General features: G+C 72.6%; 26 protein-coding genes and 1 pseudogene. 17 read left to right on the forward strand and 10 right to left on the reverse strand.

The features are described from left to right. On the reverse strand, positions 1–181 hold a 181-nt coding region (locus tag G3I41_RS21905; RefSeq protein ID WP_164402110.1), incomplete at its 3' end, for an ROK family protein. Then, complete coding sequence (locus G3I41_RS21910; RefSeq protein ID WP_164402111.1) at positions 178–1,137, reverse strand: dihydrodipicolinate synthase family protein; 960 nt, start codon at positions 1,135–1,137, stop codon at positions 178–180. The genes G3I41_RS21910 and G3I41_RS21905, both read right to left, overlap by 4 nt. Before the next feature lie 102 nt (positions 1,138–1,239). On the opposite strand from G3I41_RS21910, the gene G3I41_RS21915 reads away from it, so the two are divergent. Next, entirely contained in the window at positions 1,240–1,929 is a 690-nt protein-coding gene (locus G3I41_RS21915) for a FadR/GntR family transcriptional regulator (RefSeq protein WP_164402112.1), read from the forward strand. Between the two features lie 6 nt (positions 1,930–1,935). Here the strand turns inward: G3I41_RS21915 and G3I41_RS21920 are convergent, their stop codons facing one another. Next, on the reverse strand, positions 1,936–2,517 hold the full coding sequence (locus G3I41_RS21920) for a TetR/AcrR family transcriptional regulator (RefSeq protein ID WP_164402113.1): 582 nt from the start codon (positions 2,515–2,517) through the stop codon (positions 1,936–1,938). 383 nt (positions 2,518–2,900) lie between these two features. On the opposite strand from G3I41_RS21920, the gene G3I41_RS21925 reads away from it, so the two are divergent. Together G3I41_RS21925 and G3I41_RS21930 are read left to right on the forward strand one after the other, a co-directional pair. Next, the gene (locus G3I41_RS21925; RefSeq protein ID WP_164402114.1) at positions 2,901–4,016 is read left to right on the forward strand and encodes an ABC transporter permease; all 1,116 of its coding nucleotides are present in this window, start codon (positions 2,901–2,903) and stop codon (positions 4,014–4,016) included. Continuing rightward, complete coding sequence (locus G3I41_RS21930; protein ID WP_164402115.1) at positions 4,013–4,693, forward strand: ABC transporter ATP-binding protein; 681 nt, start codon at positions 4,013–4,015, stop codon at positions 4,691–4,693. The genes G3I41_RS21925 and G3I41_RS21930 overlap by 4 nt, the downstream gene beginning before the upstream one ends. Before the next feature lie 19 nt (positions 4,694–4,712). Here the strand turns inward: G3I41_RS21930 and G3I41_RS21935 are convergent, their stop codons facing one another. The 3 genes from G3I41_RS21935 to G3I41_RS21945 all read right to left on the reverse strand — a co-directional run bounded on the left by G3I41_RS21935 (position 4,713) and on the right by G3I41_RS21945 (position 8,068). Next, entirely contained in the window at positions 4,713–6,149 is a 1,437-nt protein-coding gene (locus tag G3I41_RS21935; protein WP_164402116.1) for an exo-alpha-sialidase, read from the reverse strand. A 17-nt stretch (positions 6,150–6,166) separates the two neighbouring features. Continuing rightward, positions 6,167–7,168, reverse strand: coding sequence for an acetylxylan esterase (locus tag G3I41_RS21940; protein ID WP_164402117.1), 1,002 nt, complete (start codon positions 7,166–7,168; stop codon positions 6,167–6,169). Positions 7,169–7,348: 180 nt separating this feature from the next. Then, the gene (locus G3I41_RS21945; protein WP_164402118.1) at positions 7,349–8,068 is read right to left on the reverse strand and encodes a FadR/GntR family transcriptional regulator; all 720 of its coding nucleotides are present in this window, start codon (positions 8,066–8,068) and stop codon (positions 7,349–7,351) included. A gap of 169 nt (positions 8,069–8,237) precedes the next feature. Between G3I41_RS21945 and G3I41_RS21950 the strand changes: the two genes are divergently transcribed. The 5 genes from G3I41_RS21950 (at position 8,238) to G3I41_RS21970 (ending at position 14,763) form a co-directional block, all read left to right on the forward strand. Then, positions 8,238–9,833 (forward strand): ABC transporter substrate-binding protein, encoded by a 1,596-nt coding sequence (locus tag G3I41_RS21950; protein ID WP_164402119.1) that lies wholly within the window; start codon positions 8,238–8,240, stop codon positions 9,831–9,833. Between the two features lie 92 nt (positions 9,834–9,925). Next, positions 9,926–10,876: an ABC transporter permease gene (locus G3I41_RS21955; protein ID WP_164402120.1), complete on the forward strand. Its 951-nt coding sequence runs from the start codon at positions 9,926–9,928 to the stop codon at positions 10,874–10,876. 1 nt (position 10,877) lies between these two features. Beyond that, positions 10,878–12,845 carry a dipeptide/oligopeptide/nickel ABC transporter permease/ATP-binding protein gene (locus G3I41_RS21960; RefSeq protein ID WP_164402121.1) on the forward strand — a complete coding sequence of 656 codons (1,968 nt, stop codon included), beginning with the start codon at positions 10,878–10,880 and terminating at the stop codon, positions 12,843–12,845. After that, positions 12,842–13,831, forward strand: coding sequence for an ABC transporter ATP-binding protein (locus G3I41_RS21965; protein ID WP_164402122.1), 990 nt, complete (start codon positions 12,842–12,844; stop codon positions 13,829–13,831). Before G3I41_RS21960 ends, G3I41_RS21965 begins: the two co-directional genes overlap by 4 nt. Beyond that, positions 13,828–14,763, forward strand: coding sequence for a dihydrodipicolinate synthase family protein (locus G3I41_RS21970; RefSeq protein ID WP_164402123.1), 936 nt, complete (start codon positions 13,828–13,830; stop codon positions 14,761–14,763). The genes G3I41_RS21965 and G3I41_RS21970 overlap by 4 nt, the downstream gene beginning before the upstream one ends. Positions 14,764–14,857: 94 nt before the next feature. On the opposite strand, the gene G3I41_RS21975 is transcribed toward G3I41_RS21970, so the two are convergent. After that, entirely contained in the window at positions 14,858–15,757 is a 900-nt protein-coding gene (locus G3I41_RS21975) for a chaplin (protein ID WP_164402131.1), read from the reverse strand. 380 nt (positions 15,758–16,137) lie between these two features. Between G3I41_RS21975 and G3I41_RS21980 the strand changes: the two genes are divergently transcribed. From G3I41_RS21980 to G3I41_RS22000, 6 genes are all read left to right on the forward strand, one after another. Next, positions 16,138–16,539, forward strand: a complete 402-nt coding sequence (locus tag G3I41_RS21980; protein ID WP_143618165.1) for a rodlin — start codon at positions 16,138–16,140, stop codon at positions 16,537–16,539. A 271-nt stretch (positions 16,540–16,810) separates the two neighbouring features. After that, positions 16,811–17,044 (forward strand): chaplin, encoded by a 234-nt coding sequence (locus G3I41_RS21985; protein ID WP_164402124.1) that lies wholly within the window; start codon positions 16,811–16,813, stop codon positions 17,042–17,044. 256 nt (positions 17,045–17,300) lie between these two features. Further along, positions 17,301–17,591, forward strand: coding sequence for a hypothetical protein (locus G3I41_RS21990; RefSeq protein ID WP_164402125.1), 291 nt, complete (start codon positions 17,301–17,303; stop codon positions 17,589–17,591). A gap of 104 nt (positions 17,592–17,695) precedes the next feature. Then, positions 17,696–18,106, forward strand: a complete 411-nt coding sequence (locus tag G3I41_RS21995) for a rodlin (protein ID WP_164402126.1) — start codon at positions 17,696–17,698, stop codon at positions 18,104–18,106. A gap of 114 nt (positions 18,107–18,220) precedes the next feature. Then, entirely contained in the window at positions 18,221–18,391 is a 171-nt protein-coding gene (locus G3I41_RS36475) for a hypothetical protein (protein WP_203601467.1), read from the forward strand. Positions 18,392–18,510: 119 nt separating this feature from the next. After that, positions 18,511–18,921 (forward strand): rodlin, encoded by a 411-nt coding sequence (locus G3I41_RS22000; RefSeq protein ID WP_164402127.1) that lies wholly within the window; start codon positions 18,511–18,513, stop codon positions 18,919–18,921. A gap of 106 nt (positions 18,922–19,027) precedes the next feature. Here the strand turns inward: G3I41_RS22000 and G3I41_RS22005 are convergent, their stop codons facing one another. After that, complete coding sequence (locus tag G3I41_RS22005) at positions 19,028–19,528, reverse strand: DUF5949 family protein (RefSeq protein ID WP_164402128.1); 501 nt, start codon at positions 19,526–19,528, stop codon at positions 19,028–19,030. 317 nt (positions 19,529–19,845) lie between these two features. Here G3I41_RS22005 and rsgA point away from each other — a divergent pair, with 317 nt between their 5' ends. Further along, a complete protein-coding gene (rsgA, locus tag G3I41_RS22010) occupies positions 19,846–21,015 on the forward strand; it encodes a ribosome small subunit-dependent GTPase A (RefSeq protein WP_164402129.1) in 1,170 nt (389 codons plus the stop codon). 72 nt (positions 21,016–21,087) lie between these two features. After that, positions 21,088–22,515, forward strand: a complete 1,428-nt coding sequence (locus tag G3I41_RS22015) for a DNA-3-methyladenine glycosylase 2 family protein (protein WP_164402133.1) — start codon at positions 21,088–21,090, stop codon at positions 22,513–22,515. On the opposite strand, the gene G3I41_RS22020 is transcribed toward G3I41_RS22015, so the two are convergent. Both G3I41_RS22020 and G3I41_RS22025 read right to left on the reverse strand, forming a co-directional pair. Next, complete coding sequence (locus tag G3I41_RS22020; protein ID WP_203601468.1) at positions 22,440–22,922, reverse strand: DUF456 domain-containing protein; 483 nt, start codon at positions 22,920–22,922, stop codon at positions 22,440–22,442. The genes G3I41_RS22015 and G3I41_RS22020 overlap by 76 nt on opposite strands. Before the next feature lie 42 nt (positions 22,923–22,964). Next, positions 22,965–23,951 (reverse strand): helix-turn-helix domain-containing protein, encoded by a 987-nt coding sequence (locus G3I41_RS22025; protein WP_164402130.1) that lies wholly within the window; start codon positions 23,949–23,951, stop codon positions 22,965–22,967. Positions 23,952–24,220: 269 nt separating this feature from the next. Here G3I41_RS22025 and G3I41_RS22030 point away from each other — a divergent pair. Next, positions 24,221–24,659 (forward strand): annotated as a pseudogene (locus G3I41_RS22030) (hypothetical protein); the annotation flags it as partial.

Consider the following 24,659-nt stretch of genomic DNA (forward strand, 5'->3'; position numbering starts at 1 on the left):
CGGCGAGCGCGTCGAGCACCGCCGCCGCGCCCTCCCGGGCCGGGGTGGGCCGGGAGTGCCGGGCCGCCACGGCGCCGTCCGCGCCGAACAGCGCGGCGGCGATCTTCGTACCGCCCAGGTCCAGACCGACGACCGGCCGCCGCGTCGGAAGCGTCCCGGGGGCCGCTGTCGAAGCCGTCATCGGACCGGCGGCAGGCCCGCGTCGCGCAGCCGCCCGGAGACGTACGCGACGGACTCCGCCGAGAGCTGGATCTGCGGGAACACCGTGTCGCCGCACTCGATGATCCCGAGCAGCCTCAGCGCCGCCTTGAACGAGCCGAGCGCCGACGAGCTGCGGCCCATGTCCGCCTCCGGGCCCGCGTCGACCATCGCGAACAGCTCGACCAGGCGCTCCTGTTCCTTGGCGGCCAGCGTCCAGTCGCCGGCGCGCGCGGCCTCGTAGAGCCGTACGTAGCCGGCCGGGTCCACGTTGCCGATGCCCGGGACGACCCCGTCGGCGCCGGCCAGCAGGGCCGCGTCCACGGTCAGTTCGGAACCGGTGAGGACGCTGAAGCCCGGCACGGGTCCGTGTGCCCGGCCCTCGCGCCCGCCGAGCTCCACGACGAGCCGGCGCAGCCCGCCCTCGTCGCCGCTGCTGTCCTTGAGGCCGGCCAGCGTGCCGTCCTCGGCCAGCTCGCGGACCAGGGCGGCGGAGAGCTTGCTGTGCACGGCGACCGGGATGTCGTACGCGAACAGCGGCAGGTCCACCTCGGCGCGCAGCCGGCGGAAGTGCGCGGCGATCTCCCGGGGGTGGGTGCGGGTGTAGAAGGGCGCGGTCGCGACCAGGGCGTCCGCGCCGAGGGCGGCGGCGGCTTCGGCGTGCCGAACGACCCGGGCTGTGGTGGTGTCGATGACTCCGGCGAGGACCGGGACCCGGCCGTCGGTGGCGTTGACGACGGTCTCCAGGACCGTGGCGCGCTGCTCGTCGGTGAGGTAGGCGACCTCGCTGGTGGACCCGAGCGCGAACAGCCCGTGTACGCCGCCTCCGATGAGGTGGTCCACGAGCCGGGCGAGGGACGCGGTGTCGACCTCCCCGCGCGGATCGAGCGGGGTGCAGACCGGCGGGACGACGCCGCGCAGCGGTGCGGGCAGGGACATGGTGAGCTCCAGACGTGAGACGTAAGATGTCTTATGTCTGCGGTACCTTAATCAGACGCTCCTGCGAACGGTCAAGGGGCACCGGTTCCTCGGGAGGACGTTGTGGCGCGGCCCACCATGGCTCAGGACATCGAGCGCAGGGTCAAGGAGCTCATCCTGGAGCGCCGCCTGGCTCCCGGCGACGCCCTGCCCACCGAGACCGAGCTGATGGACCTCTTCGAGGCCGGCCGGGTCTCCGTGCGCGAGGCCCTGAAGTCGCTCCAGGCGGTCAGGGTCGTGGAGATCCGCCGGGGTTACGGGACCTTTGTGGGCTCGCTCTCGCTGTCGCCGTTCGCCGAGGGCCTGGCCTTCCGGGCGGCCGTCCGCCACCGCCAGGGCGAACCGGGTCTGGCCGAGCTGATGAAGGTGCGCGAGGCGCTGGAGGCCGGGCTCGTCGCGTCCGTCGCGGCGGGCGTCCCGGCGGACGACCTCGGCGTGCTGCGCGCGCTCGTCGCGAAGATGGAGGGCGAGGCGGCGGACGGCGGCCGGGTCGCGCGCGCCACGGACCGGGCCTTCCACCTCGCGCTCTACGCCTCACTCGACAACCATCTGCTCAGCGAGGTGCTCGACGCGTTCTGGGCCGCGATGGACCGGGTGCGCGAGGACTTCGACGACGGCCACCAGGACCCGTCCGTCACCTGCCGGCAGCACCGCGAGATCGTGGAGGCGGTGGCGGCGGCCGACGGGGAGCGCGCGGTCCGGGCCATGCGCACCCACTTCGACGGCATCCGGGACCGGCTGAACGCGGGGTGACGGGGCTCAGGGTCCGCCCGTGACCGCCCTGACCGCCATGCCCACCGCGCGCTCGCTGACCGCCGCGTAGTCGTCGCCCGCCTCGATCGCCGTCGTGGCGGCGTTCACGATGCCCTGGAGCAGGAGCGCCGTGCGGCGGGGGTCCTCCTCGCCCAGCTCGGTGAGCGCGTCGGTCAGCGGGGTGAGCAGCGCGCCGTGCACCCGGCCCGCGCTCTCCCGCACCAGCCGCGCGTCCCGCACCCCCGCCAGCGCCCGCGCGATCCGGTGCTCGCCGCTGCGCACCAGTTCCAGCTGCGCCGACACGTAGGCGGCGATCCGCTCCCGGGGGGTGCGCGCCGCCGTCATGCCGGCGTCGATGGCGTCCGTCCACCGGGGCAGCGCGTCCTCGACGACGGCCGCGAGGAGTTCGGGCCGGCCGGGGAAGTACTTGTAGACGCTGTTGCGCGCCAGGCCCGTCGCCCGGGCCACCGCCGCGAAGGTGACCGCCTCCGCGTCGCCGCCCTCCAACAGGCCGCGCGCTGCCCGCACCAGGGCCTGCCGCTGCTGGGCGTGGTGCTCGGCGACCGTGGCGGCGCTGATCCGGGGCATCCGCCCAGTCTAGGGCGTGTTTCGAAAGTCCCGCCTGTCCGGCGACGCCTGGCACGCACGCTCGCCGCGTTGTCGGGATCACCCCGATACAACCAGTATCGGGGCGACCCTCCGCCTTGCGATCGCACGCACCAGACGCCGCCGGACCCGCCCTACGGGCGGACGGCGCTACTTTCGAAACACGCCCTAGAAGCCCCGGGCTCCCGCTGAACCGGCCCCCCACTTGGGGACGCTGCGTCCCCATCATCTATGTTGGCGACGCACCGTCCCTAAAAGACGCCGTGCCGGAAGGGCGCCGTCCTGCACGCGCGCGCTGTCCCGAAGCGCGCCCTCCCCGAACGGCACCCTCCCGTCCCCTCAACCGATCCCGAAGGAAACCACCCGTGTTCCTCGCACTGCTGGAGCTGCGCGCGGCCCGAGGGCGCTTCGCGCTCATGGGGTCCGTCGTGGTGCTCGTCGCCGCACTCGTCGGCATCGTCTCCGGTTTCACCACCGGCCTCGGCGACGACACCGTCTCGGCCCTGCGCGCCCTGCCCGCCTCCCACCTGGTCTTCTCGTCCGACGCCCGCTCCGACCAGTTCGCCCGCAGCCTCCTCGACGCGAAGACGGCCGCCGCCTGGCGTGCGGACGCCGGCACCGACACCACGCCGCTCGGCGTCTCCATCACCCGTGGCACGACCGACCGGGGCGCCGAGGTCGACCTCGCCGCCTTCGGGGTCGAACCGGACGGCTTCCTCAGCCCCGCCGTGACCAGCGGCAGCCGGCTCACCACGGCCGACGCCGGCACCGTCGTGATCTCCGACGCGCTCACCGACGAGGGGGTGGCCGTCGGCGACACCCTCGTCATCGACCGCCTCGGCATCCGGCTCCGCGTCGTCGGGGCCACCGGCCGCCTGAGCTACGGCCATGTGCCCGCCGCCTACGTGCCGCTGAGGACCTGGCAGCGCATCCGGTTCAGCACCCCCGGCGCGCCCGCCGCCACCGCCGTGCCCGACCAGGTCAGCGCCCTCGCCCTGCGCACCCCGCCCACCACCCCGGCGGCGGACCTGGACGAGCGCCACTCCACCACCACGCTCACCGAGGAGGAGGCGTACGAGGCGGCCCCCGGCTACACCGGCGAGCGCGTCACGATGACCTCGATCCAGGTCTTCCTCTACCTGATCGCCCCGCTCGTCGTCGGCGCCTTCTTCGCCGTCTGGACCGTACAGCGCGGACCCGAACTCGCCCTGCTCCGCGCCCTCGGCGCCTCCCGCAGGCGGCTGCTCGCCCACACCGTCGTCCAGGCGGCCCTGGTCGTCGTGGCCGGCACCGCCCTCGGCGCCGTCCTCGCGGCGGCGGTCGGCCTGCTCGTGGGGGAGCAGGTGCCCTTCAGCCTGCCGGCCACCACGCTCGTCACCACCATGTGCACCGTCGCGGCCGTGGGGCTCGCCGGCACCGCCCTCACCCTGCGGCGGATCACCGCCGCCGACCCGCTGATCATGCTGGGAGCCAACCGATGAACGCCCCGACGCCCCGCACGCTCGAACTGGACGGCGTCACCGTCTCCTTCGGGCGGGGCGACACCCGTACCACCGTCTTCGAGGACCTGGCCCTCACCTTCGAACCGGGCGTGATGACCGCCCTCGTCGGCCCCTCCGGCTCCGGCAAGTCCTCGCTGCTCGCCGTGGCGGGCGCCCTGCTGCGGCCCTCGGCCGGCCGGGTCCTGCTCGGCGGCGACGACCTCGCGGCCCTCACCGACGCCGGGCGCGCCCGGGTCCGCCGCGACCACATCGGCTACATGTTCCAGAGCGGCAACCTGCTCTCCGCGCTCCCCGCGGTCGACCAGCTCCTGGCCGCCGCGTACATCGGCGGCCGCAGCCCCCGCACGCACCGGCCCCGGGCCGAGGAGGCGCTGCGCGCGGTCGGCCTGGGGCACCGGCTGCGCCACCGCCCCGAGCAGCTGTCCGGCGGTGAACGCCAGCGCGTCGCCCTGGCCCGCGCGCTCTTCCTGTCGCCCCGGCTCCTCCTCGTCGACGAACCGACCGCCGCCGTCGACCGGTCCCAGGCGGGCGAGCTGGCCGCGCTGCTGGCCGAGCGCACCCGCGAGGACCAGTGCGTCACCGTCGTCGCCACCCACGACCCGGCGGTCGCCGAAGCGGCCGGCCGGGTCGTGGACATGGCCACGCTGACCGCGTAAGGGGGCGCGGCCCGGGCGGTTACGGCGTGACCGTCACCGTCGCGCTCCCCGACGCCGTCTTCCCGCTCGCCCGGTACGTCGCGGTGAGCCTCACGTCACCGGAGGCGCCGGCCGGGACCGTGACCGGGACCTTCACATTCGCGCCCTCGCCCGGCCGGGTCGCCGGGAACGCCACCGGCTTCGACGTCCAGCCGGCGGGCACGGTCAGCTCGACCGTGCCCGCGTCGCGGCGGACGTCCATCCGGTTGACGACCCGGACGGTGATCTCGGCGCTCGTCCCCGCCTTCAGCGTGGCCGGCGGGGTGAGGGTGATGTCCGCGCAGGTGCCGCCGAGCCACTTCAGGTCGAACGAGGAGTACGTGATGTGCTCGTAGTTCCCCCGCTCGTACAGCAGGCCGAGCCGCCCGCCGGGGAGCCGGGTCAGCGTCGAGTAGGCGGCGGCGCCCGGGTCCACGACCTTCTTGATCGGCCAGGTCCTCCCGTTGTCGCAGGACATCTTGACCGTGAGGTTCTTGCGCGAGGTGGCCTCGGTGTTGCTGAACAGCAGCCAGGAGGACTGCGGGTCGGTGGCCGGCGCGTCGGGGGCGTACCGCATGACCGAGCCGTTGTTCGCCGGGTCGGGCAGCTCGGTGTCCTGGACGAACGGCGTGTACGTGGCCCCGCCGTCCGAGGAGTACGCGACCGTACGGTACGGCGCCGAGCGGTTGTTGAGCATGACCGTGCCGTCGTTCAGCTCGACGGTCTTGTTCTCGTCGCCGCCCGGACCGACCGGCGTGCCCGTGTGCCAGGTGTCGCCGTGGTCGTCGCTGTAGGCGCTGACCGCGTAGTTGGACCCGTTGTTCCGGATCGCGTACTGCTGGATCAGCCGGCCCTTGTGCGGGCCGTTGCGCAGCTGGATGCCCTCGCCGGACGCGGCGAACATGCCGCCCCAGGCCGGGTTCTTGATCTGCTTCGTGATCCGGCGGTGGGTCCAGGTGAGACCGTCGTCGTCGGAGTAGCTGTAGTCGGCCTGGAGGACGTCCGGGTCGGTCTCGTCGTTGCCGGTGGCGGAGCCGGAGAAGCCCTGGTTCTCCCCGGCCGCGTAGAACAGGAAGATCCGCCCGGTGACCCGGTCGACCAGCAGGCTCGGGTCCCCGTACCCCTTCGGCGCGGCGTCCTTGCGGACCACCTGCTGCGCCTGCCAGGTCGTTCCGCCGTCGGTGCTGCGCCGCATCACGATCCCGATGTGGGACGGCAGGTCGCCCAGGGTGGGCCGGGCGTCGTACGCGGCGAGCAGGGTGCCCTTGTTCGAGCTGGTCAGGGCCGGGATGCGGTAGTGGGGGGAGCCGACGCCGTCGACGGTCAGGTCCTGGGACGTGAGCGTGCCGGGGGCGGGTGACGCCGCCTGCGCGGTGCCGGTCGTGGTGACGACCAGCAGGGCGGCGCCGAGCAGGGCGACAGGGACGGTTCGCTGCATGGACGATCTCTCTCTCGTCAGGAGCGACCGGCCTGCCCCGATGACAGGCCGGCGAACAGGGAGGCCACCCAGCCCAGTTGCTCCCGCTGCTGGTACTCCGCGCCGCCCTCGTGCCCGTTGAACGGATAGACCCGTACGTCCTTGGGCCCGGCGTATCCGTTGTAGGCGGTGAAGCAGGTGGAGGGCGGGCAGATGTCGTCCATCATCGCGATGGAGAACAGCGCGGGGGCCGTCGCCCGGGTGGCGTGCAGTGCGGCATCGAAGTACGCGAGCGTGGTGAAGACCTGCTCGGCGCGGTCGCGGTGCAGCTTGAGGTACTCGGCGATCTCGGTGTACGGAGGGCGCCCCGCGATCTCGGCGCCCCGGCGGATGTGGCACAGGAACGGTACGTCCGGCATCACCCCGGCGAGCCCCGGCACCAGCCCGGCGACGGCCAGGGTGATGCCGCCGCCCTGGCTGATCCCGGTCACCACGATCCGGTCCGGGTCGATCCCCGGGTGCTCGCGCACCGCGTCCACGCACCGCACCGCGTCGGTGAACAGCCGCCGGTAGTAGGACGTCTCGGGGCTCTCGACGCCCCGGGTCAGGAAGCCGGGCACCACGCCCGGCGCGCCCCCGTCCGGATCGGCGGTGGCGCCGCCGGCCGCCGACCAGCCCTGCCCCCGGGTGTCCATCAGCAGGTGGGCGTGACCGGCCGAGGCCCACAGCAGGTTCTCGTGGGCCAGGCCCCGGCCGCGCCCGTAGCCCAGGAACTCCACCACGCAGCCCAGGGGTTCGGCCGCCCCGGCGGGCATCCGCAGCCAGCCGCGTACCGGCTGCCCGGCGAAGCCCGGAATCGTCACGTCGTACGTGCGGACCTGGGTGAGCCCGGTGCGCACCTCGGCGAACACGGGCTCGCCGGACGCGTGGGTGCGGGCCTCGTCCAGGGTCCTGGACCAGAAGGCGTCGAAGTCCGCGGGTGCGGGCAGCGGCGGCCGGTAGTCGCGGCAGGCGTCGAGCGAGAGGTCCGTCAACGGCATGGAGGTGCTCTCCTGGGGGCGCGGCGGGGAAGTTGCCGGGCTCGGACCTCGACATCAGATGCATGACGTCAGATGTCCTGTCGGCACACGGACCCTAGGCACCGCCCGAGGCGGCCGTCAAGGGTCGTTGCGGGGTCGCCCCGGCCGGTCCGCGCGGTCGCCCGGCGCCGCGCGGGCGGTTCAGCGCCGGGCGCGGGCCTCGGCGATCCGGCGGCGCACGGGCGCGTAGTGCTCGCCCAGCGCCTTCATGAACCCGGTGATGTCACCGGCCCGCGCGGCGTCCACGATGTTCTGGTGGGCGGTGATCGTCGCCGTCTCGTCGGCCTGCGTGAACCCGTCCAGGTGCGGCGCGACGATCGTGTACACGTCCCAGAAGGCCATCGAGAGCTGGCCGATCAGCTCGTTGCCCAGCGGGGCCACGAGCTGGGCGTGGAAGGCGCGGTCGGCGTCCACGAAGCCGTGCCCCTCCTGGGCGCCCGTCTCGCGCATGGTGGCCACGAGGGCGTCCAGCGAGTCCAGTTGCTCGGGGCTGAGCTGCGAGACGATCCGGTCGGCCATCCCGCGTTCGAACAGTTCGCGCACGTCGACCAGGTCGGCCATGACCTGGAAGTCGTCGTCGGGGGAGAGCAGGCCCCGGAAGGTCAGGCTCTCGACGAGCGCGGACAGGCTCAGCCGCCCGACGTAGGTGCCGTGTCCGTGGCGGACCTCCACGATGTCCAGCGCGTTGAGGATCTTGACGGCCTCGCGGACGCTGGAGCGGCTGGCGCCGAGCGCCTCGCACAGGGCGGGCTCGGTGGGCAGCGGGTCCCCGGGGCGGAGCCGTTCCTCAAGGATGTACCGCTTGATTCCGTCCACGACTTCCTGCCGGAGCAGCTGCCGGCCGGGTTTCGTTCCGGACATATGTGAACTCCCCACCTCTTGACCCCTCTCGATTGTCAAGCTACGTTCCCACGCTATCAAGGCATCAGACATCTGACGTCTGACGCTCAGGGTCCCACGGTCCCCGTGAACCCGCGCCAGCTCTCCGTCTCCCGTCCCAGACGCCCCACCTCAAGTCCCTGGAGGACCCGTGCCCGAGCTGAGATCAGCCGGTGTCGAGCGCCGCACCTTCTTGCGTTACACCGGCGTCGTCGGCGCCGCGGCCGCCATCACGGCCGGCCTGTCCGCGTGCGGCGGGCCGTCCTCGACCGCCAACGGCTCGACGGACAAGGGCAGCGGCAGCGACCTCATCGAGGCCGGTCTGTCCTACCCGCTGTCGACCGGATTCGACCCCATGATCACCTCGGGCGCGACCCCGTACGCCGCCAATATGCACATCTTCGAGGGCCTGGTGGATCTCGACCCGGCCACACTCGTGGCACGGCCCGCACTCGCCACCGAGATGCCGAAGAAGATCAACGCCACCACCTACCGCGCCACGCTCCGCGAGGGCGCGACCTTCCACGACGGCTCGCCCGTCACGGCCGACGACGTGGTGTTCAGTTTCGAACGCATCCTGGACCCGAAGAACGCCTCCCTGATGGCCCAGTTCGTGCCCTTCATCGACACCGTGAAGGCCGTCGACGCGGGCACGGTCGAGTTCAAGCTCAAGTACCCCTTCGCGCTCTTCCCGTCCCGCATCGCCGTCGCCCGGATCGTGCCGAAGAAGATCGTGGCGCCCGACCCCAAGGCGTTCGACGCCAAGCCGGTCGGCTCGGGACCGTACAAGTTCGTCTCCGCCACCCGCGAGGACAAGATCGTCTTCGAGGCGTACGACAAGTACAACGGCTCCCACCCCGCCAAGGCCAAGAAGATGGTCTGGCGCCTGATGTCCGACCAGTCCGCCCGCGTCAGCGCCATGGAGTCGGGCCGCGTCCAGGCCATCGAGGACGTCCCCTACATCGACGTCAAGCGCCTCTCGGGCTCCGCCAAGACCGAGTCGGTGCAGTCCTTCGGCCTGCTCTTCCTCATGTTCAACACGGCCGACGAGCGGTTCGCCGACAAGCGGGTGCGCCAGGCGCTGCACTACGCCCTGGACACCGAGAAGATCATCTCCACCGCCATGGTCGGCAACGCCACCGCCGCCACCGGCTACGTTCCCGCCACCCACCCCGACTACCACAAGGCAGCCACCGTCTACACGCACGACGTGGACAAGGCGAAGAAGCTCCTGGACGAGGCGGGCGTCAAGGGACTCTCCTTCACCGTCCTGACCACCGACACCGGCTGGGTCAAGGACATCGCGCCGCTGCTCAAGGAGAGCTGGGAGGCCGCCGGCGTCAAGGTCACACTCAACGTCGCCCAGTCCCCGGCCCAGTACGCCAAGATCGACAAGGGCGACTTCGACGTCCTCGTCGCCCCCGGCGACCCCTCGGTCTTCGGCAACGACGCCGACCTGCTGCTGCGCTGGTTCTACTACGGCTTCTGGCCCGAGAGCCGCTACGGCTGGGGCGAGTCCGCCGCGTACAAGAAGGTCAGGCAGACCCTCGACAAGGCCGCCCAGGCCGCCGACGAGGCCAAGCGCAAGGAACTGTGGGGCCAGGTCACCGACCTCGTCGCCGACGAGGCCGCCCTCTACCCGATCCTGCACCGCAAGCTGCCCACCGCCTGGAACGAGAAGGCGCTGCCCGGCTTCAAGCCGCTGCCCACCACGGGCCTGTCCTTCCTGGACGTCAGCCGCGGCTGAGGCCCGCCGGCCCCGCCTGAAAGCCCCGGTCCGGGGCGTACGACCCCACCCGGCGTCCCGGACCGGACCGCCCAACCGCAAGGAACCCGACGATGGTTGCTTTTCTCCGGCTCGCGCTGCGCCGCGTCGCGATGATGCCGGTGATGATCCTCGGCATCGCGCTGCTCGTCTTCGTGGTGCTGCAGTTCTCGCCGGTCGACCCGGCCTTCAACGCGCTCGGGGAGAGCGCCACACCCGAGGCCCGTGCGGCCTTCGCCGAGGCCAACGGCCTCAACGACCCGTTGCCCGTACGCTACTTCCACTTCCTCGGTCAGCTGCTCCACCTGGACCTCGGCATGACGGTCCCGCCCAGCCAGCCCGTCGCGGACCGCATCACCGCCGCCTTCCCGCTCACCCTCCAGCTGACGCTCCTCGGCCTGATCCTCGCGATCGTCCTCGCCGTCGTCGCCGGAGTGCTCGGCGCGATGTACCGCGACCGCTGGCCCGACCAGCTCTTCCGGGTGCTGTCCATGGCCGGGGTCGCCGTCCCCTCGTTCTGGCTCGGTGTCCTGCTCATCCAGCAGTTCGCCCTGAACAGCCCGGTCTTCCCGACCGGCGGCTACACCAACCCGGCCGACTCCTTCGGCGGCTGGCTGCGCTCGATGGCCCTGCCCGCCGTCTCGCTCGCCGTCCCCGTCGCCGCCTCGCTCGCCCGCCTCGTACGGACCTCGATGGTCGCCGAACTCGACCGCGACTACGTCCGCACCGCCCGCGGCAACGGCCTTCCCGTCCTCCTGGTGATCCGCTCGGTACTGCGCAACGCGCTCGTCACCCCGCTCACCGTCCTCGGCGTGAAGGTCGGCTACCTGCTCAGCGGTGCCGTCGTCATCGAAGCGATCTTCGACCTGCCCGGCATGGGCAAGCTCATCCTCGAAGGTGTCACGGGCGGCGACGTCGCCCTGGTCCAGGGCACCGTACTGACCATCGCCATCGCGTTCCTGGTGGTCAACGTCATCGTCGACCTGCTCTACCTGCTGGTCAACCCGCGCATCAGGACGGTCTGACATGTTTGACACCAGCCGGCTGACCACCAAGCTCTCCCGCCCCGGCATCGCCTTCCGGGCGCTCCCGGTCACCTCCCGCATCGCGCTCGGCGTGCTGATCCTCGTCGTCCTCGGCGCGGTCCTCGCCCCGCTGCTCACCCAGAACCCGCTCACCACCGGGACCCCCGTCCAGGCACCGAGCGGCGACCACTGGTTCGGCACCGACCGGGCCGGCCGCGACGTCTTCGCCCGCGTCGTCCACGGCTCGCGCTACTCGCTGGTCATCGGCCTCGGCGCCACCGCCGTCGCCCTGGTCGCCGGCTCCGTGCTCGGCGCGCTCGCCGCCACCTCGCGCAAGCTCGGCGACGAGTCCGTGATGCGCACCCTCGACGTGGTGATGTCGTTCCCGCCGATCGCGCTGGCCGCCGTCCTCGTCGCCGTCTTCGGCACCAGCGTCCCCGTCATCATCTTCACCATCGCCTTCGTCTACACCCCCTCGCTCGCCCGCGTGGTCCGCGCCAACGTGCTGTCCCAGTACGGTGAGGACTACGTCGCCGCCGAGAAGGTCATCGGTGCCCGGCGCGGCTACATCGTGCTCCGGCACGTCGCCGTCAACTGCATGGCCCCGGTCATGGTGTTCGCCACCGTCATGGTCGCCGAGGCGATCATCTTCGAGGCCAGCCTCTCCTTCATCGGCGCCGGAGTGCAGGACCCCGACCCCAGCTGGGGCAGCGTCCTCGCCTACGGCCGGCAGATCCTCCTGGCCGGCGGCTGGTGGGCCACCTTCTTCCCCGGCCTCGCGCTGCTCGTCACCGTCCTCGCCCTCAACATCCTCTCCGAGGGCCTGACCGACGCCTCCGCCGCGCCCAGGGCCGCCCGCCCCGCCACCCCCTCCGACACCCCCACCGCCCCCGACCCCGTCGAGGCCCGCTCCACCGTGGACATCGACACCGCCCTGGCCAAGCTCGCCCGGCGCGTCCACGCCCAGGAGCCCGCCATCACCCCGGTCCCCGAGGACGCGGCCGAACTCCTCGTCGTACGCGACCTCGCCATCCGCTTCCCCGACCGGTACGGCACCACACCGGTCGTCGACTCCCTCTCCTTCTCCGTCCACGAGGGCGAGACCCTGGGCCTCGTCGGCGAATCCGGCTGCGGCAAGTCCATCACCAGCCTGGCCGTGATGGGCCTCCTCGCCCGCAACGCCGAGGTCAGCGGTGAGATCCTGTACCGGGGCCGCGACCTCCTGAAGCTCCCGCCGAAGGAACGCCGCGCCCTGATGGGCCCCGAGATCGCGATGGTCTACCAGGACGCGCTCTCCTCCCTCAACCCCTCCGTACTCGTCGGCACCCAGCTCAAGCAGCTCACCTCGCGCGGCGGTACGAAGACACCGGCCGAACTCCTCGAACTCGTCGGCCTCTCACCCGAACGCACCCTGCGCAGCTACCCCCACGAGCTCTCCGGCGGCCAGCGCCAGCGCGTCCTGATCGCCATGGCCCTCTCCCGCAGCCCCCGCCTGCTCATCGCGGACGAACCGACCACCGCACTCGACGTCACCGTCCAGGCCCAGGTCGTCGAACTCCTCGTACGGCTCCGCGAGGAGCTCGGCTTCGCCATGGTGCTGGTCTCGCACGACCTCGCCCTCGTCGGCGACCTCGCGCACCGCGTCGCGGTGATGTACGCCGGCCGGCTCGCCGAGGTCGGCGCCACCCGCTCCGTCCTCACCGCCCCCACCCACCACTACAGCCGCGGTCTGCTCGGCTCGGTCGTCTCACTGGAGGCCGGCGCCGACCGGCTGCACCAGATCCGCGGTGTCGTCCCCGCACCCCAGGGCTTCGGCCCCGGCTGCCGCTTCGCCTCACGCTGCGGCGCCGCCACCGAACTGTGCCGCACCACCACCCCCGCACTCACCCCGCGCGGCACCGCGCGGGACCACGGCTTCGCCTGCCACCACCCGGCGAGGACCGCACAGCTCGAAGGGAGCGCCCTGTGATCCGGCTCGACGGCGTTCACGTACGCCACAAGGCACGCAGCGGAGGCGTCTTCCGCCGCGACGCCGTCCACGCCCTCACCGACGCGAACCTGGAGGTGAAGCGCGGCGAGATCATCGGCCTCGTCGGGGAGTCCGGCTGCGGCAAGTCCACCCTCGCCCGGGTCCTGACCGGCCTCCAGAAGCCCACCGAGGGCACGGTCACCTTCCACGGCCGCGACCTGTGGGAGATGACCGGGACCCAGCGCCGCCAGGACTTCGGCTCCGCCGTCGGCGTGGTCTTCCAGGACCCGTCCACCGCGCTCAACCCGCGCCTCACCGTCGAGCAGATCCTCCGCGACCCGCTCGACGTGCACCGCCGGGGCACCCGCGAAGCACGCGCCGCCCGGGTCGCCGAACTCCTCGACCTGGTCGGCCTCCCCGGCCACACCCTCGCCGCGCTGCCCGGACAGCTCTCCGGCGGCCAGCGCCAGCGCGTCGCCATCGCCCGCGCCCTGGCCCTGGAACCGGAACTGATCGTCGCCGACGAACCCACCTCCGCGCTCGACGTGTCGGTCCGCGCCCAGGTCCTCAACCTCCTGATGGACCTGCGCGAACGCCTCGGCCTGGGGATGGTGTTCATCTCGCACGACATCCAGACCGTCCGCTACCTCGCCGACCGCATCGCCGTCCTCTACCTCGGCCGCATCGTCGAGGAGGGCCGCGCGGCCGACGTCGCCGGCGCCCCCTCGCACCCGTACACCGAGGCACTGCTCTCCGCCACGCCCAGCCTGCTGGAGAGCACCGAGCGCATCGTGCTCACCGGCCCCGTCCCCTCGGCGACCAACCCGCCGACCGGCTGCCCCTTCCGCACCCGCTGCTGGAAGGCCGACGACGCCTGCGCCACGGTCTTCCCCGAGCGCACCGAGGGCCGCCACGGGCACCGCCACCACTGCGTCCACCCCCAGACCTCCGCATCTCCCGTACCGTCCGCAAGGAGCACCGCATGACCGCCCGCACCCCGCGCTACACGGGAGTGATCCCGCCCGTCGTCACCCCGCTCACCGCGGACGGCGAGCTCGACATCCCCTCGCTGGAGCGGGTCGTGGGGCACCTCGTCGACGGCGGGGTCACCGGACTCTTCGCCCTCGGCAGCTCCGGCGAGACCGCCTACCTCACCCCGGGGCAGCAGGACCGGGTCATCGAGGCCGTCACCGCGGCGGCGGGCGGCCGGGTGCCGGTCCTCGTCGGCGCGATAGAGACCACCACCAACCGGGCGATCGAGCGCGCCCGCCGCGCCGCCGAGCTGGGCGCCGACGCCGTCGTCGTGACCGCGCCGTTCTACACGCGCACCCATCCCACGGAGATCGACCGCCATTTCCGGGACGTCGCCGCCGCGCTCGACCTGCCGGTCCTGGCGTACGACGTGCCGGTCTGCGTGCACAGCAAGCTCGACCCGGAACTGCTGCTGCCGCTCGCCGCCGACGGCGTGCTGGCCGGGGTGAAGGACTCCAGCGGCGACGACGGCTCGTTCCGACGGCTGGTCATCGGTGCCCGCGAACTGCCGGGGTTCTCGGTGCTCACCGGCCACGAGCTGGTGGTCGACGCGATGATGCTCGGCGGCGCGGACGGCTCGGTGCCGGGGCTCGGGAACGTCGATCCGCACGGGTACGTACGCCTGCACGAGGCGGCGTCGCGCGGCGACTGGGCGACCGCGCGCGCCGAACAGGACCGTCTGGTCGCGCTGTTCGACATCGTGCGAGCCGCCCGCCCAGGCACGGCGTCGGCCACGGCGGCGGGGCTCGGGGCGTTCAAGACCGCGCTGATGCTGCGCGGGATCATCGCCACCAACGTCATGAGCCCGCCGATGCGCCCGCTGGACGCCCAGGAGACGGCGGCGGTCGCCGCCTGCCTGGAGCGCGCGGGGCTCGGCGTGGTCTGACGCGTACGCCGCACGGCGCGCCGGACACAAAAGGTCCGGCCGGACAGCACAGGGCTGTCGGGCCGGACCTCTTCGTGCTCGGGGAAGCGTCAGCTCACTTCTTCGCGGCGCGGGCGCGGCGCATCAGCAGGCCGCCACCGAGCACCAGCGCGGCGCTGGCGCCACCGGCGATGCCCAGGTTCTCGTTGGCACCGGTGTGCGCCATCTGCGGCGGCTTGTGGTGCTTCGGAGGCGTGTGGTGCCAACCGGTGTGGGTCGGCGGGTTGTGCGTGGGCGGGTTGTGCGCGGGCGGGGTCGGCGGGTTGTGGCTGGGCGGGCAGTCGTCGTTGTGGTGGTGCACCGGCGGCTTGTGAGTCTTCGGCGGCTTCGGGTGGTGCGGCTTCGGCGGCTTGTGGCTCGGCGGGCAGTCGTCGTCGTGGTGGTGCACCGGCGGCTTCGGCGGCTTCGGCGGCTTGTGCTCGTGGCCGCAGTCGCAGTCGTGGTCGTGGTGACCGGTCGGCGGCTTGTGGTGCGGGGGCTTGTGGTGGTGCGGCGGCTTGTGCGGCGGGTGCTCCGTCGGCGGCTCCTCGGTGGGCGGGTTGCCCTCGTCGTCGCCGTTCTCGCACTCGTTGCCGGCGGCCGGGTTGAGCAGGCCGATCACGTTGACCGTGTTGCCGCAGACGTTCACCGGGACGTCGACCGGCACCTGGATCAGGTTGCCCGAGAGCACGCCGGGGGAACCGGCGGCCACGCCCTCGGCGCTCGCCCCCTGGGCGTCACCGGCCTCCGCGTCGCCGCCCTCGTTCTCGCACTCGTTGCCGAAGGCGGGGTTCAGCGCGCCGATCACGTTGACCGTGTTGCCGCAGAGGTTGACGGGGACGTGCACCGGGACCTGCACGGCGTTGCCCGAGGCGACGCCCGGCGACCCGACAGCGGCACCGTCGGCCGTGGCATCGGCGAAGGCATAGCCGCCGGAGGCCGTCAGGATGCCTGACGCCGCCGCCATGACGAGCATGCTCTTACTCAAGGCTTTTCGCATTGGTGCCCTTCCTTGGGACATTTCTCGCGGACGCGTGGTCCGCACTTCGTTCATCAGGCGGTGCAGCAGCCGTCGGACCCGCCATCCGGGGCGGCCCTCCTGGCGGAGCGGCTTGACGACACCCATAACGACGTTCGCGTGCGCGAGAAACGTAAATGCGGTGAATTTTCTGTGCGCACACGGCCTGGTCGCGAGTGAACGTTTCGCCTCTCGATTTCCGACAGTATTACTCGATCACTTTCGTACGGGCGTCCGTGTCTTCCGGGCATTCGAGTGAATGGTGATAACCAAACGTCGGCCCGGCAGTTGTTCAGGGCGCTCCGGCTACGGGGCATCCAGTACGAGAAGGGTTCATCGTGATCAAGAAGGTCCTGGCTACGGGTGCCGTCGCCGCCTCCATCCTCGGGCTCGGCGCCGCGCAGGCGATGGCCATCGGCAACGACGGTGGCACGACCTCGGTCAACGGCAACGGTGCCTCGCAGGTGTTCGGCAACGCCGAGACGCGCGGCGACGGCAGCCCGCAGTTCGACCTGGTCCAGGGCTCGCTGAACAAGCCCTGCGTCGGCCTGCCGGTCAAGGCGAACCTCGGTTCGCTCATCGGCCTCGTCCCGATTACGGTCCAGGACGTCAACGTCCTGTCCAACCCGCAGAACCAGCAGTGCACCGAGAACTCCACCCAGGCCAAGGGCGACGAGCCGCTGTCGCACATCCTGGACGGCATCCCGGTCCTCTCGGGCAACGGGGTCGGCAACCGCTGATCCGGTCCGCTCCCGGGCCCGGGCCGTCGGCGTTCCTCCTCCGAGCGGTCCGGGCCCGTTGCGCTCCCGCACATCTCGCGGGCGGGAACACGGTCGGCTGACCAGAACTGCATCATTCGGGCGGTATTGGGGCGATCATCTCGCCGAGCAGTGTCGCGTACCGCCTGAAATCGTTACGAATGAAAACGGCGGAGTCACGAGTGATCAGGTCCGCGCTCGTGCGGCACGAAAGCCGTGGCCGCTCCGGACTCCGCACAAGAAAGGGTTTCACGTGAAGTACACCAAGATCGCCGCCGTCGCCGCCGGTACGCTCATGGCCATGGGTGCCGCCGCCCCGGCCTTCGCCGACTCGGGCGCCGAGGGCGCGGCCCTCAACTCCCCGGGTGTCGTCTCCGGCAACACCATCCAGGTGCCGGTGCACATTCCGGTCAACGTCTGCGGCAACACCATCGACATCATCGGCCTGCTGAACCCGGCCTTCGGCAACGTCTGCGTCAACGACTGACCCAGGCCCGCCGTATTCCCACGGCTCGAAAAGCCCCGTCCCGCGCTTGCCGCGGCCCGGGGCTTTTCCCGTGCCCGGAACCCGCCGGTTCCCGCATTCTTCCGCGCCCGCGCCGCGAGAAATTCCGGGCCTCCCAGTTTCCCCCTGGTGTCCGGTTCGTTAGCCAGGAAAAGAGCGGCGGAGGACACGGCCAGAGAAGGCCCGTGCGGCGCGGGGACGCGACCGGAACGGCCGCCGCTGAGAAGGGAACCCGAAAGTGAAGTACGCGAAGTCCGCCGCGCTCGTCGCCGGTTCCGTGGTCGCGCTCGGCACGGCTGCCCCCGCCTTCGCCGTCACCACCCCCACGGCCCCCGGCTTCAGCCTCGACGGAGGCGTCAACCAGGTGGTCGCGGCCGCCCCGCAGGCGGTCGAACCGGTGGTCGACACGGTCAGCGGCACCGCCGAGCGCCTGCACGAGGACGGCACCGTCGCCAAGGTGACCGGCCAGGCCGCCGACGCGGCCAAGGGCGCGGCTCCGCTCCTGGGCGGCCTCCCGCTCTCGAAGTGACCCCGCACCTTTCGGGTGATGTGCCACAACCATTCCCGCCGCGCCGAGTTGATCAGTGCGCTCGGCACCGGCGGGCAACCAGAGAAAACCAGAAGGGCAGTTTCATGATCAAGAAGATGATGGCCTCGGCAGCCGTCGCCGCATCGATCGTCGGCGTCTCCGCCGCGGTCGCCCCGTCGGCCATGGCCATCGGCAACGACCAGGGCACCACCACCGTCAACGGCAACGGTGCCATGCAGGCGTACGGCAACTCCGCCACCCACGGTGACTGGAGCCCGCAGTTCGCGCTCATCCAGGGCTCGCTCAACAAGCCCTGCATCGCCCTGCCGGCCAAGGCCAACCTCGGTTCGCTGATCGGCGTCGTGCCGATCACGCTCCAGGACATCAACGTCCTGTCCTCGCCGCAGAACCAGCAGTGCACCGAGAACTCCACCCAGGCCAAGGGTGACGAGGCCCTGTCGCACATCCTGGACGACATCCCGATCCTCTCGGGCAACGGCGCCGGCAACAACTGACCGGTACCTGCAGCGCACCACACGCGGCCCGGCGGTCGCCCGAAAGGGCGGCTCGCTGGGCCGCTTGCCGTAGTGCGGGAGGCCGTTCCCCGCCGCAACGGGTAGGGCCACCCCATGGACCAGCAGCACAGCCGGCACTCCGACAGCGCCACCCCGATCTACGACCGGCTCCTCGCCGAGTGGCGGGCCGCCCGGGCCGAACCCGCCCCGGACCCCCGCCCGGCCCGCGCGGGCGGACTCGTACCCGCGGCGCGCACCTCCGGCGAGGCGGGCGCCCGGGGCTGACGCAGGGCCGTCGAACTCATGCGGGATCGAACCCATTTGGGTGGATCAGCGGAACCGAAGCGTCCGCACGGGGTTGATCAGTACGTTCCAGAGCGGAACGCTCCGAAAGGTGAAGCGTGATGAAGAAGATGATGGCCGGCGCGGCAGTGGCCGTGTCCCTGGTCGGCCTGTCGGCCGCCGCCGCCCCCTCGGCCATGGCGATCGGCAACGACGGGGGCACGACCTCGGTCAACGGCAACGGCGCCGCCAGCGCGTACGGGAACAGCACGACCCGGGGTGACGGCAGCCCGCAGGCGCAGCTCATCCAGGGCTCGCTGAACGACCTCTGCGTGGGTGCACCGGTCAAGGTGAACGCGGGCTCGCTGATCGGCCTGCTCGTGCCGATCACGGCGCAGGACATCAACGTCCTGTCCAACCCGCAGAACCAGCAGTGCGCCGACAACTCCACCCAGGCCAAGGGTGACGAGCCCCTGTCGCACCTGGTGGACGACATCCCGGTCCTCTCCGGGAACGGCGTCGCCAACAACTGATCGTGTACCGCGCCCGCGCCGTCCGTCCTGTGCGGCGTGGGCGCGCAGGGCATGACGGAGGCCCACCACCCTCGCCGGGTGGTGGGCCTCTTCCGCGGGCGCCGGGTCAGCCGAGGCTGCGCACCGGGAGCACGCAGTGTGCGGAGGTCGCGATGACGTCCGGGTCACCGGCGAACGCGCGCAGTTCCGCCTCGCCGACCGGGAGGCCGGGCGCGCCCTGCGGCCACGGGCGGGTCGCGAACATCGCGTGCACCTCGCCCTGTTCGGTCGCCGCCGCCAGCCACTCGGGCGGCACCGGGTACTGCGCGGTGAAGTGAGGAAGCGTCAGCACCGCCTGGCCGGCCTGGACGAGGAGTTTCACGGGGAGCCCCGGCGTCTCGTCGGCCCGCACCGCGTCACCGCCGACGCTGAGTCCGCTGCGCTGCAACGCGAGCCGCATGGCGTGCTCGCCGGCCGCCGGGCCGTCCGATCCGTCGCCCAGCGAGTAGGCGAGCAGGAAGGCGGCGTCGCGCCCGCTCTGCCGGTATTCGCCGCTCCAGCCGATGAGGATGAGGGAGCCCAACTGGGCCTGGGTGAACGTGCCGGTGGCTGTCTGGGGGGAGGTCATGTGCGGCACCCTAACCGTCCGCGACCGGTCGAACTCCATGCGTATCACCCGATCGGGGGATAACTGCCCCAACCGGGTCCGCGCGGAATAATCCCTTGAGCCGCCGGACCGCCGGGGGCTAAGGTCTGCGACGAGACGGACGGCGGATCTGCCGCCGGTACCGGACCTGGACGCATGCGGAGGTGAGGACATTGACGACGGTCGTTGCGGTGGGCGCTGCCCACGAGTCGAAGTTCCTCTCTGTCACCTCCGTGGCCACCGGCTGACCTCTTCGCGCCCCCGCGCGCACCGCCGGGCCACCCTGTGAAGGGTTTCCCTTGTCTCTCCCGTCCATCCCCTCCTTCTCCTCCTCCCTCTCCACCGCTGCGCACCCGCTCGCCGCATACGGCTGGGACGACGACTGGGCCGCCGAGTTCGCCCCGTACGCCGCCCAGGGACTGGTGCCCGGCCGCGTGGTGCGCGTGGACCGCGGGCGCTGCGACATCGTCACGCCCGAGGGCACGATCTGGGCGGACACCGCCTTCGTCGTGCCGCGCGATCCGATGCGGATCATCTGCACCGGCGACTGGGCGGCCGTCGACGCCGACGGCGACCCGCGCTTCGTCCGTACGCTGCTGCCGCGGCGCACCGCCTTCGTACGCTCCACCTCGTCCAAGCGATCCGAGGGCCAGGTGCTCGCCACCAACGTCGACCACATCGTCATCTGCGTCTCGCTGGCCGTGGAGCTGGACCTGGGCCGCGTCGAGCGGTTCCTGGCCCTCGCCATGTCCAGCTCCGGCGGTGACGCGCTGCTCGGCGACGCCGCCGGGGCGGGCGAGCGGACCGCCGCACCGGTCGTCGTCCTCACCAAGGCCGACCTGGTCCCGGACGCGGCCACCCTCTCCCACCTCGTCCAGGACATCGAGCGCGTCGCCCCCGGTGTGCAGGTGCTCCCGGTCAGCTCCACCTCCGGCGAGGGCATCGACGTGTTCTCGGCGATCGTCTCCGGCGGTACGAGCGTGCTGCTCGGGGTGTCCGGCGCCGGCAAGTCCACCCTCGCCAACACGCTCCTCGGCCAGGACGTGATGGAGGTCCAGGCCGCCCGTGACGTGGACGGCAAGGGCCGGCACACCACCACCACGCGCAATCTGCTCGTGCTGCCCTCCGGCGGGGTCCTCATCGACACCCCCGGACTGCGCGGGGTCGGCCTCTGGGACGCGGGGGTCGGCGTCGGCCAGGTCTTCTCCGAGATCGAGGAGCTGGCGGAGGGCTGCCGGTTCCACGACTGCGGCCACGAGGCGGAGCCCGGCTGCGCGGTGCGGGAGGCGATCGAGGACGGCACGCTGCCCGAACGCCGTTTCGACAGCTACCGCAAGCTCCAGCGCGAGAACCAGCGCATCGTCGCCAAGACCGACGCCCGGGTCCGGGCCGAGATCCGGCGCGACTGGAAGCGCAAGGGGGCCGAGGGCCGGGCCGCGATGGACGCCAAGCGCGGCCGGATCCGGTAGCGGGACCACCCTGGTCCATGTCCGGAAACCGCGAGTCACGGCGCCCGGCGGGGGCGCACACTGGACGGTGTGATGGACGAGGAGACCAGGTACGAGGCGGTCAGCAGCCGCGACGCCCGTTTCGACGGCGAGTTCTTCTTCGCCGTCGAGACGACCGGCATCTACTGCCGGCCGAGCTGCCCCGCCGTCACCCCCAAACGGAAGAACGTCCGCTTCTATCCGACGGCGGCGGCCGCCCAGACGCACGGCTTCCGGGCGTGCCGCCGCTGCCGCCCGGACGCCGTCCCCGGCTCCGCCGAGTGGAACGTCCGGGCCGACGTCGTCGGGCGCGCCATGCGGATGATCGGCGACGGCGTGGTCGACCGGGAAGGCGTCCCCGGGCTCGCCCACCGGCTCGGCTACAGCTCCCGCCAGGTGCAGCGCCAGCTCAACGCCGAACTCGGCGCCGGACCCGTCGCCCTGGCCCGTGCCCAGCGCGCCCACACCGCACGGGTCCTGCTCCAGACCACGGCCCTGCCCGTCACCGAGATCGCCTTCGCGGCCGGGTTCGGCAGCCTGCGCCAGTTCAACGACACCGTCCGGCAGATCTACGCCCGCACGCCGAGCGCTCTGCGCGCCGAGGCCGGTACGGGGCTGGGCATCGCGGGCCGCCGGGCCGGCACCGCCGGCATCCCGCTCCGGCTCGCCCACCGGGGGCCGTACGCCGCCGGTGACGTCTTCGACCTGCTCGCCGCCGGGCCGGTCGCCCGCGTCGAGGAGATCACCGGGGAGCCCGGCCGCCGCACCTACCGGCGTACGCTGCGTCTCCCGTACGGCACCGCCGTCACCTCCGTGGACGAGCGGTCAGCCGGGAAGTGGCTGGACGCCCGCATCCACCTCACCGATCTGCGCGACCTGACCACGGCCGTCCAACGGCTGCGGCAGCTCTTCGACCTCGACGCCGACCCGTACGCGGTGGACGAGCTGCTCTCCGCCGACCCCTCGCTCGCCCCGGACGTCGCGGCCCGGCCGGGCGTGCGCTCGCCGGGTGCGGCCGACGCCGAGGAGTTCGCCGTGCGGGCCCTGGTGGGCGACGCGGCGGCGGGGGAGCTGGTCGAGGAGTACGGCAAGGCGCTGGACGTGCCGTGCGGCGCGCTGACCCACGTCTTCCCCGAGCCGGCCGTGCTCGCCGACGCGGCCGGCGACCCGGCCCTGCGGGCCCTGGCGACCGCGCTCGCCGACGGCACCGTACGCCTGGACGCGGGCGCCGACCGCGACGAGGCCGAGCAGGGGCTCCGCCGGCTGCCCGGCATCGGACCCGCCACCGCCGCGCTGATCCGGATGCGCGGACTGGGCGACCCCGACGTGGACCCGTACGGCATCCCCGGCGCGGCCGGCTGGCGCCCCTGGCGCTCGTACGGGGTGCGGCGGGCGCGCGGCGCGGCTCAGCCCCAGATCAGCGCGCCCAGCCAGGCGCCCGTCACCAGCAGGCACGCGAAAAGCTCCACGAGTACCGAGTAGCCGGTCGCCCGCATCACCGAGCGGACCGACGCCCAGCCCGCTCCGCGGCTGCCGAGGCGCAGCCGTTCCGCCCCGAAGACCACTCCGACGTATCCGACGACCGCCCCCACGACGGGCAGCACGAAGAAGCCGGCGATCGCACCGAGCCCGCCCAGCAGCAGCGTCCGGCGCGGCGCCCCGGACTCACGCGGCCGGCGTGGGGGCAGCAGCGGTTTGAGGGCCTGGTTGAGCAGGAGCAGCGCCGTGCACCCGATCAGCACGGCCCACGCGGCCGGGGTCATGTCGGTGAGCGCCCACCACAGGACGGCCGCCCAGACGATCGCCTGTCCCGGCACGCCCGGCACCAGCACACCGATCAGGCCGAGCAGCATGACCAGTCCGACGGCGACGAGCTGCCACACACCCATCTGACCAGCGTGCCGGAGTCCCTCCGGTCCCGCCCGTTCTGGTCAGGGTGCCTGGCGGGCCACCCAGCCCCGTTCGTACGCGTGCCAGCCGAGCTGGAGCCGGGTGGAGACGCCGGTCAGCTCCATCAGGCCCTTGACCCGGCGCTGCACGGTCCGCAGGCCCAGGTCCAGCTGCTTGGCGACGCTCGCGTCGGTCAGGCCGGCCAGCAGCAGCGACAGGATCTCCAGATCGGTCGGGTCCGGCCCGCCCGGCTGATCGAGCACCGCGCCGCTCTCGCCGAGCCGCAGCGGCATCGCCTCCCGCCACACCGCCTCGAAGAGCCCCGTCAGCGATTCCAGCAGCCCCGACGCGTGCACGACCAGCGCCGCCGGCTCCGCGCCCCGGCCGGTCAGCGGCACCATGGCCAGCGCCCCGTCGGCGATCACCAGCTTCGTCGGGACCCGGGGGACCACCCGGCACTGCTCGTCGCGGCTGAGCGCCGCCGACAGCTCCACGAGCCCGGACTCCAGGCCCAGCACCTCACGCTCCACGACCACCCGGAACGAGACCCCGCGGGTGGCCGCCTCCTCCTCGGACTCGTTGTCCAGGCCGCTGACCGCGATGGGCTTCCCGGTGACCAGCGCGCACACCTCGCTCGTCGCGCCCAGCTGGAGCTGGTGGAAGCGGTGGGCCACCGCGCTCGCCCCGGTGACCACCTCGACCAGGTCGTGGACGGCCGGTTCGGCGGCGTCGGCGCGGTACTCCTCGGCGAGCAGCGCCGCCGCCAGCTCGGCCTGCTCCAGCTGATGGCGCTGCTGGGTGAGCAGGGCCCCCAGGGCGACCCCGGGCGGCGCCGCCACCCAGCGGCCCGTGCGGGCGGAGGACTGGGCGGCCAGGCCGTGCTGCTCCAGCCGGCGCAGCGCGCGTTCCGTGTCCCGCTCGGGGAGCGCCAGCCGGTGCGAGAGGTCGGACACCTCCGCGGCCCCCAGCGCCACCAGTGCGCGGTAGGCCGACTCCTGCCGCTCGTCGAGACCTATGGCTGCCAGCATCCCCGACCCCTCCCCGGACCAGTGCGTACGCGTCTCGGCGTACCCCGCGTGGCGAAAAGGCGCCACGGCGTGATCTCGCCACGGCACATCATCGCCGTACCGTGCGCCACTCTGCCAATGTGGCGGCACGGCGACGCCGGCGGACTCGTCCGGTCCCCGCTCGACGGACCGGTCCGCCGGGCGCCCTCCCCGTGGGGGGTGGGGGCGCCCGGCGGACCCATTTTCCGGATGCCCGTTTTCGTACCGCCCCCGCGGTCGACAATAAGGACATGAGTCAGCAGGGGGAGAGGCCCGAGGCCCACGAGGACGACTGGTGGCGCAGGCTGTACGACGAATCCGCCCCGGACACCGGGGCGAACGGCACGGCCGACAGTCTCGACGACCGCTTCGACTCGGCGTCGGACACCGTGGCGTCCGGGAGGGGTGCGGCCTACGGGACGCCGGGTGGGATACCCGCGCCGAGGGAGGAACCGCGGCCGGTGGCGGTCATCCGGCCGGCGGACACCCCGCCGGATGCCCCGCCGGACACCCCGCCGGTCCCGGAGGTCCGCGCACCGTACCGGGCCCCGTGGGAGCCGATGACCGGGCCGGTGCGGCCGCGTACCTTTCCTGGGCCGCCGACCCCCGAGCCGCCGCCGGACCCCGGGCCGCCCGTCCCGGACTCGGAGGACCCCCGCGTGCCCGCCGCGCCCCCGCTGCCCGGGCGGC

The organism is Streptomyces sp. SID9727, from assembly GCF_010550605.1.
Classification (GTDB): domain Bacteria; phylum Actinomycetota; class Actinomycetes; order Streptomycetales; family Streptomycetaceae; genus Streptomyces.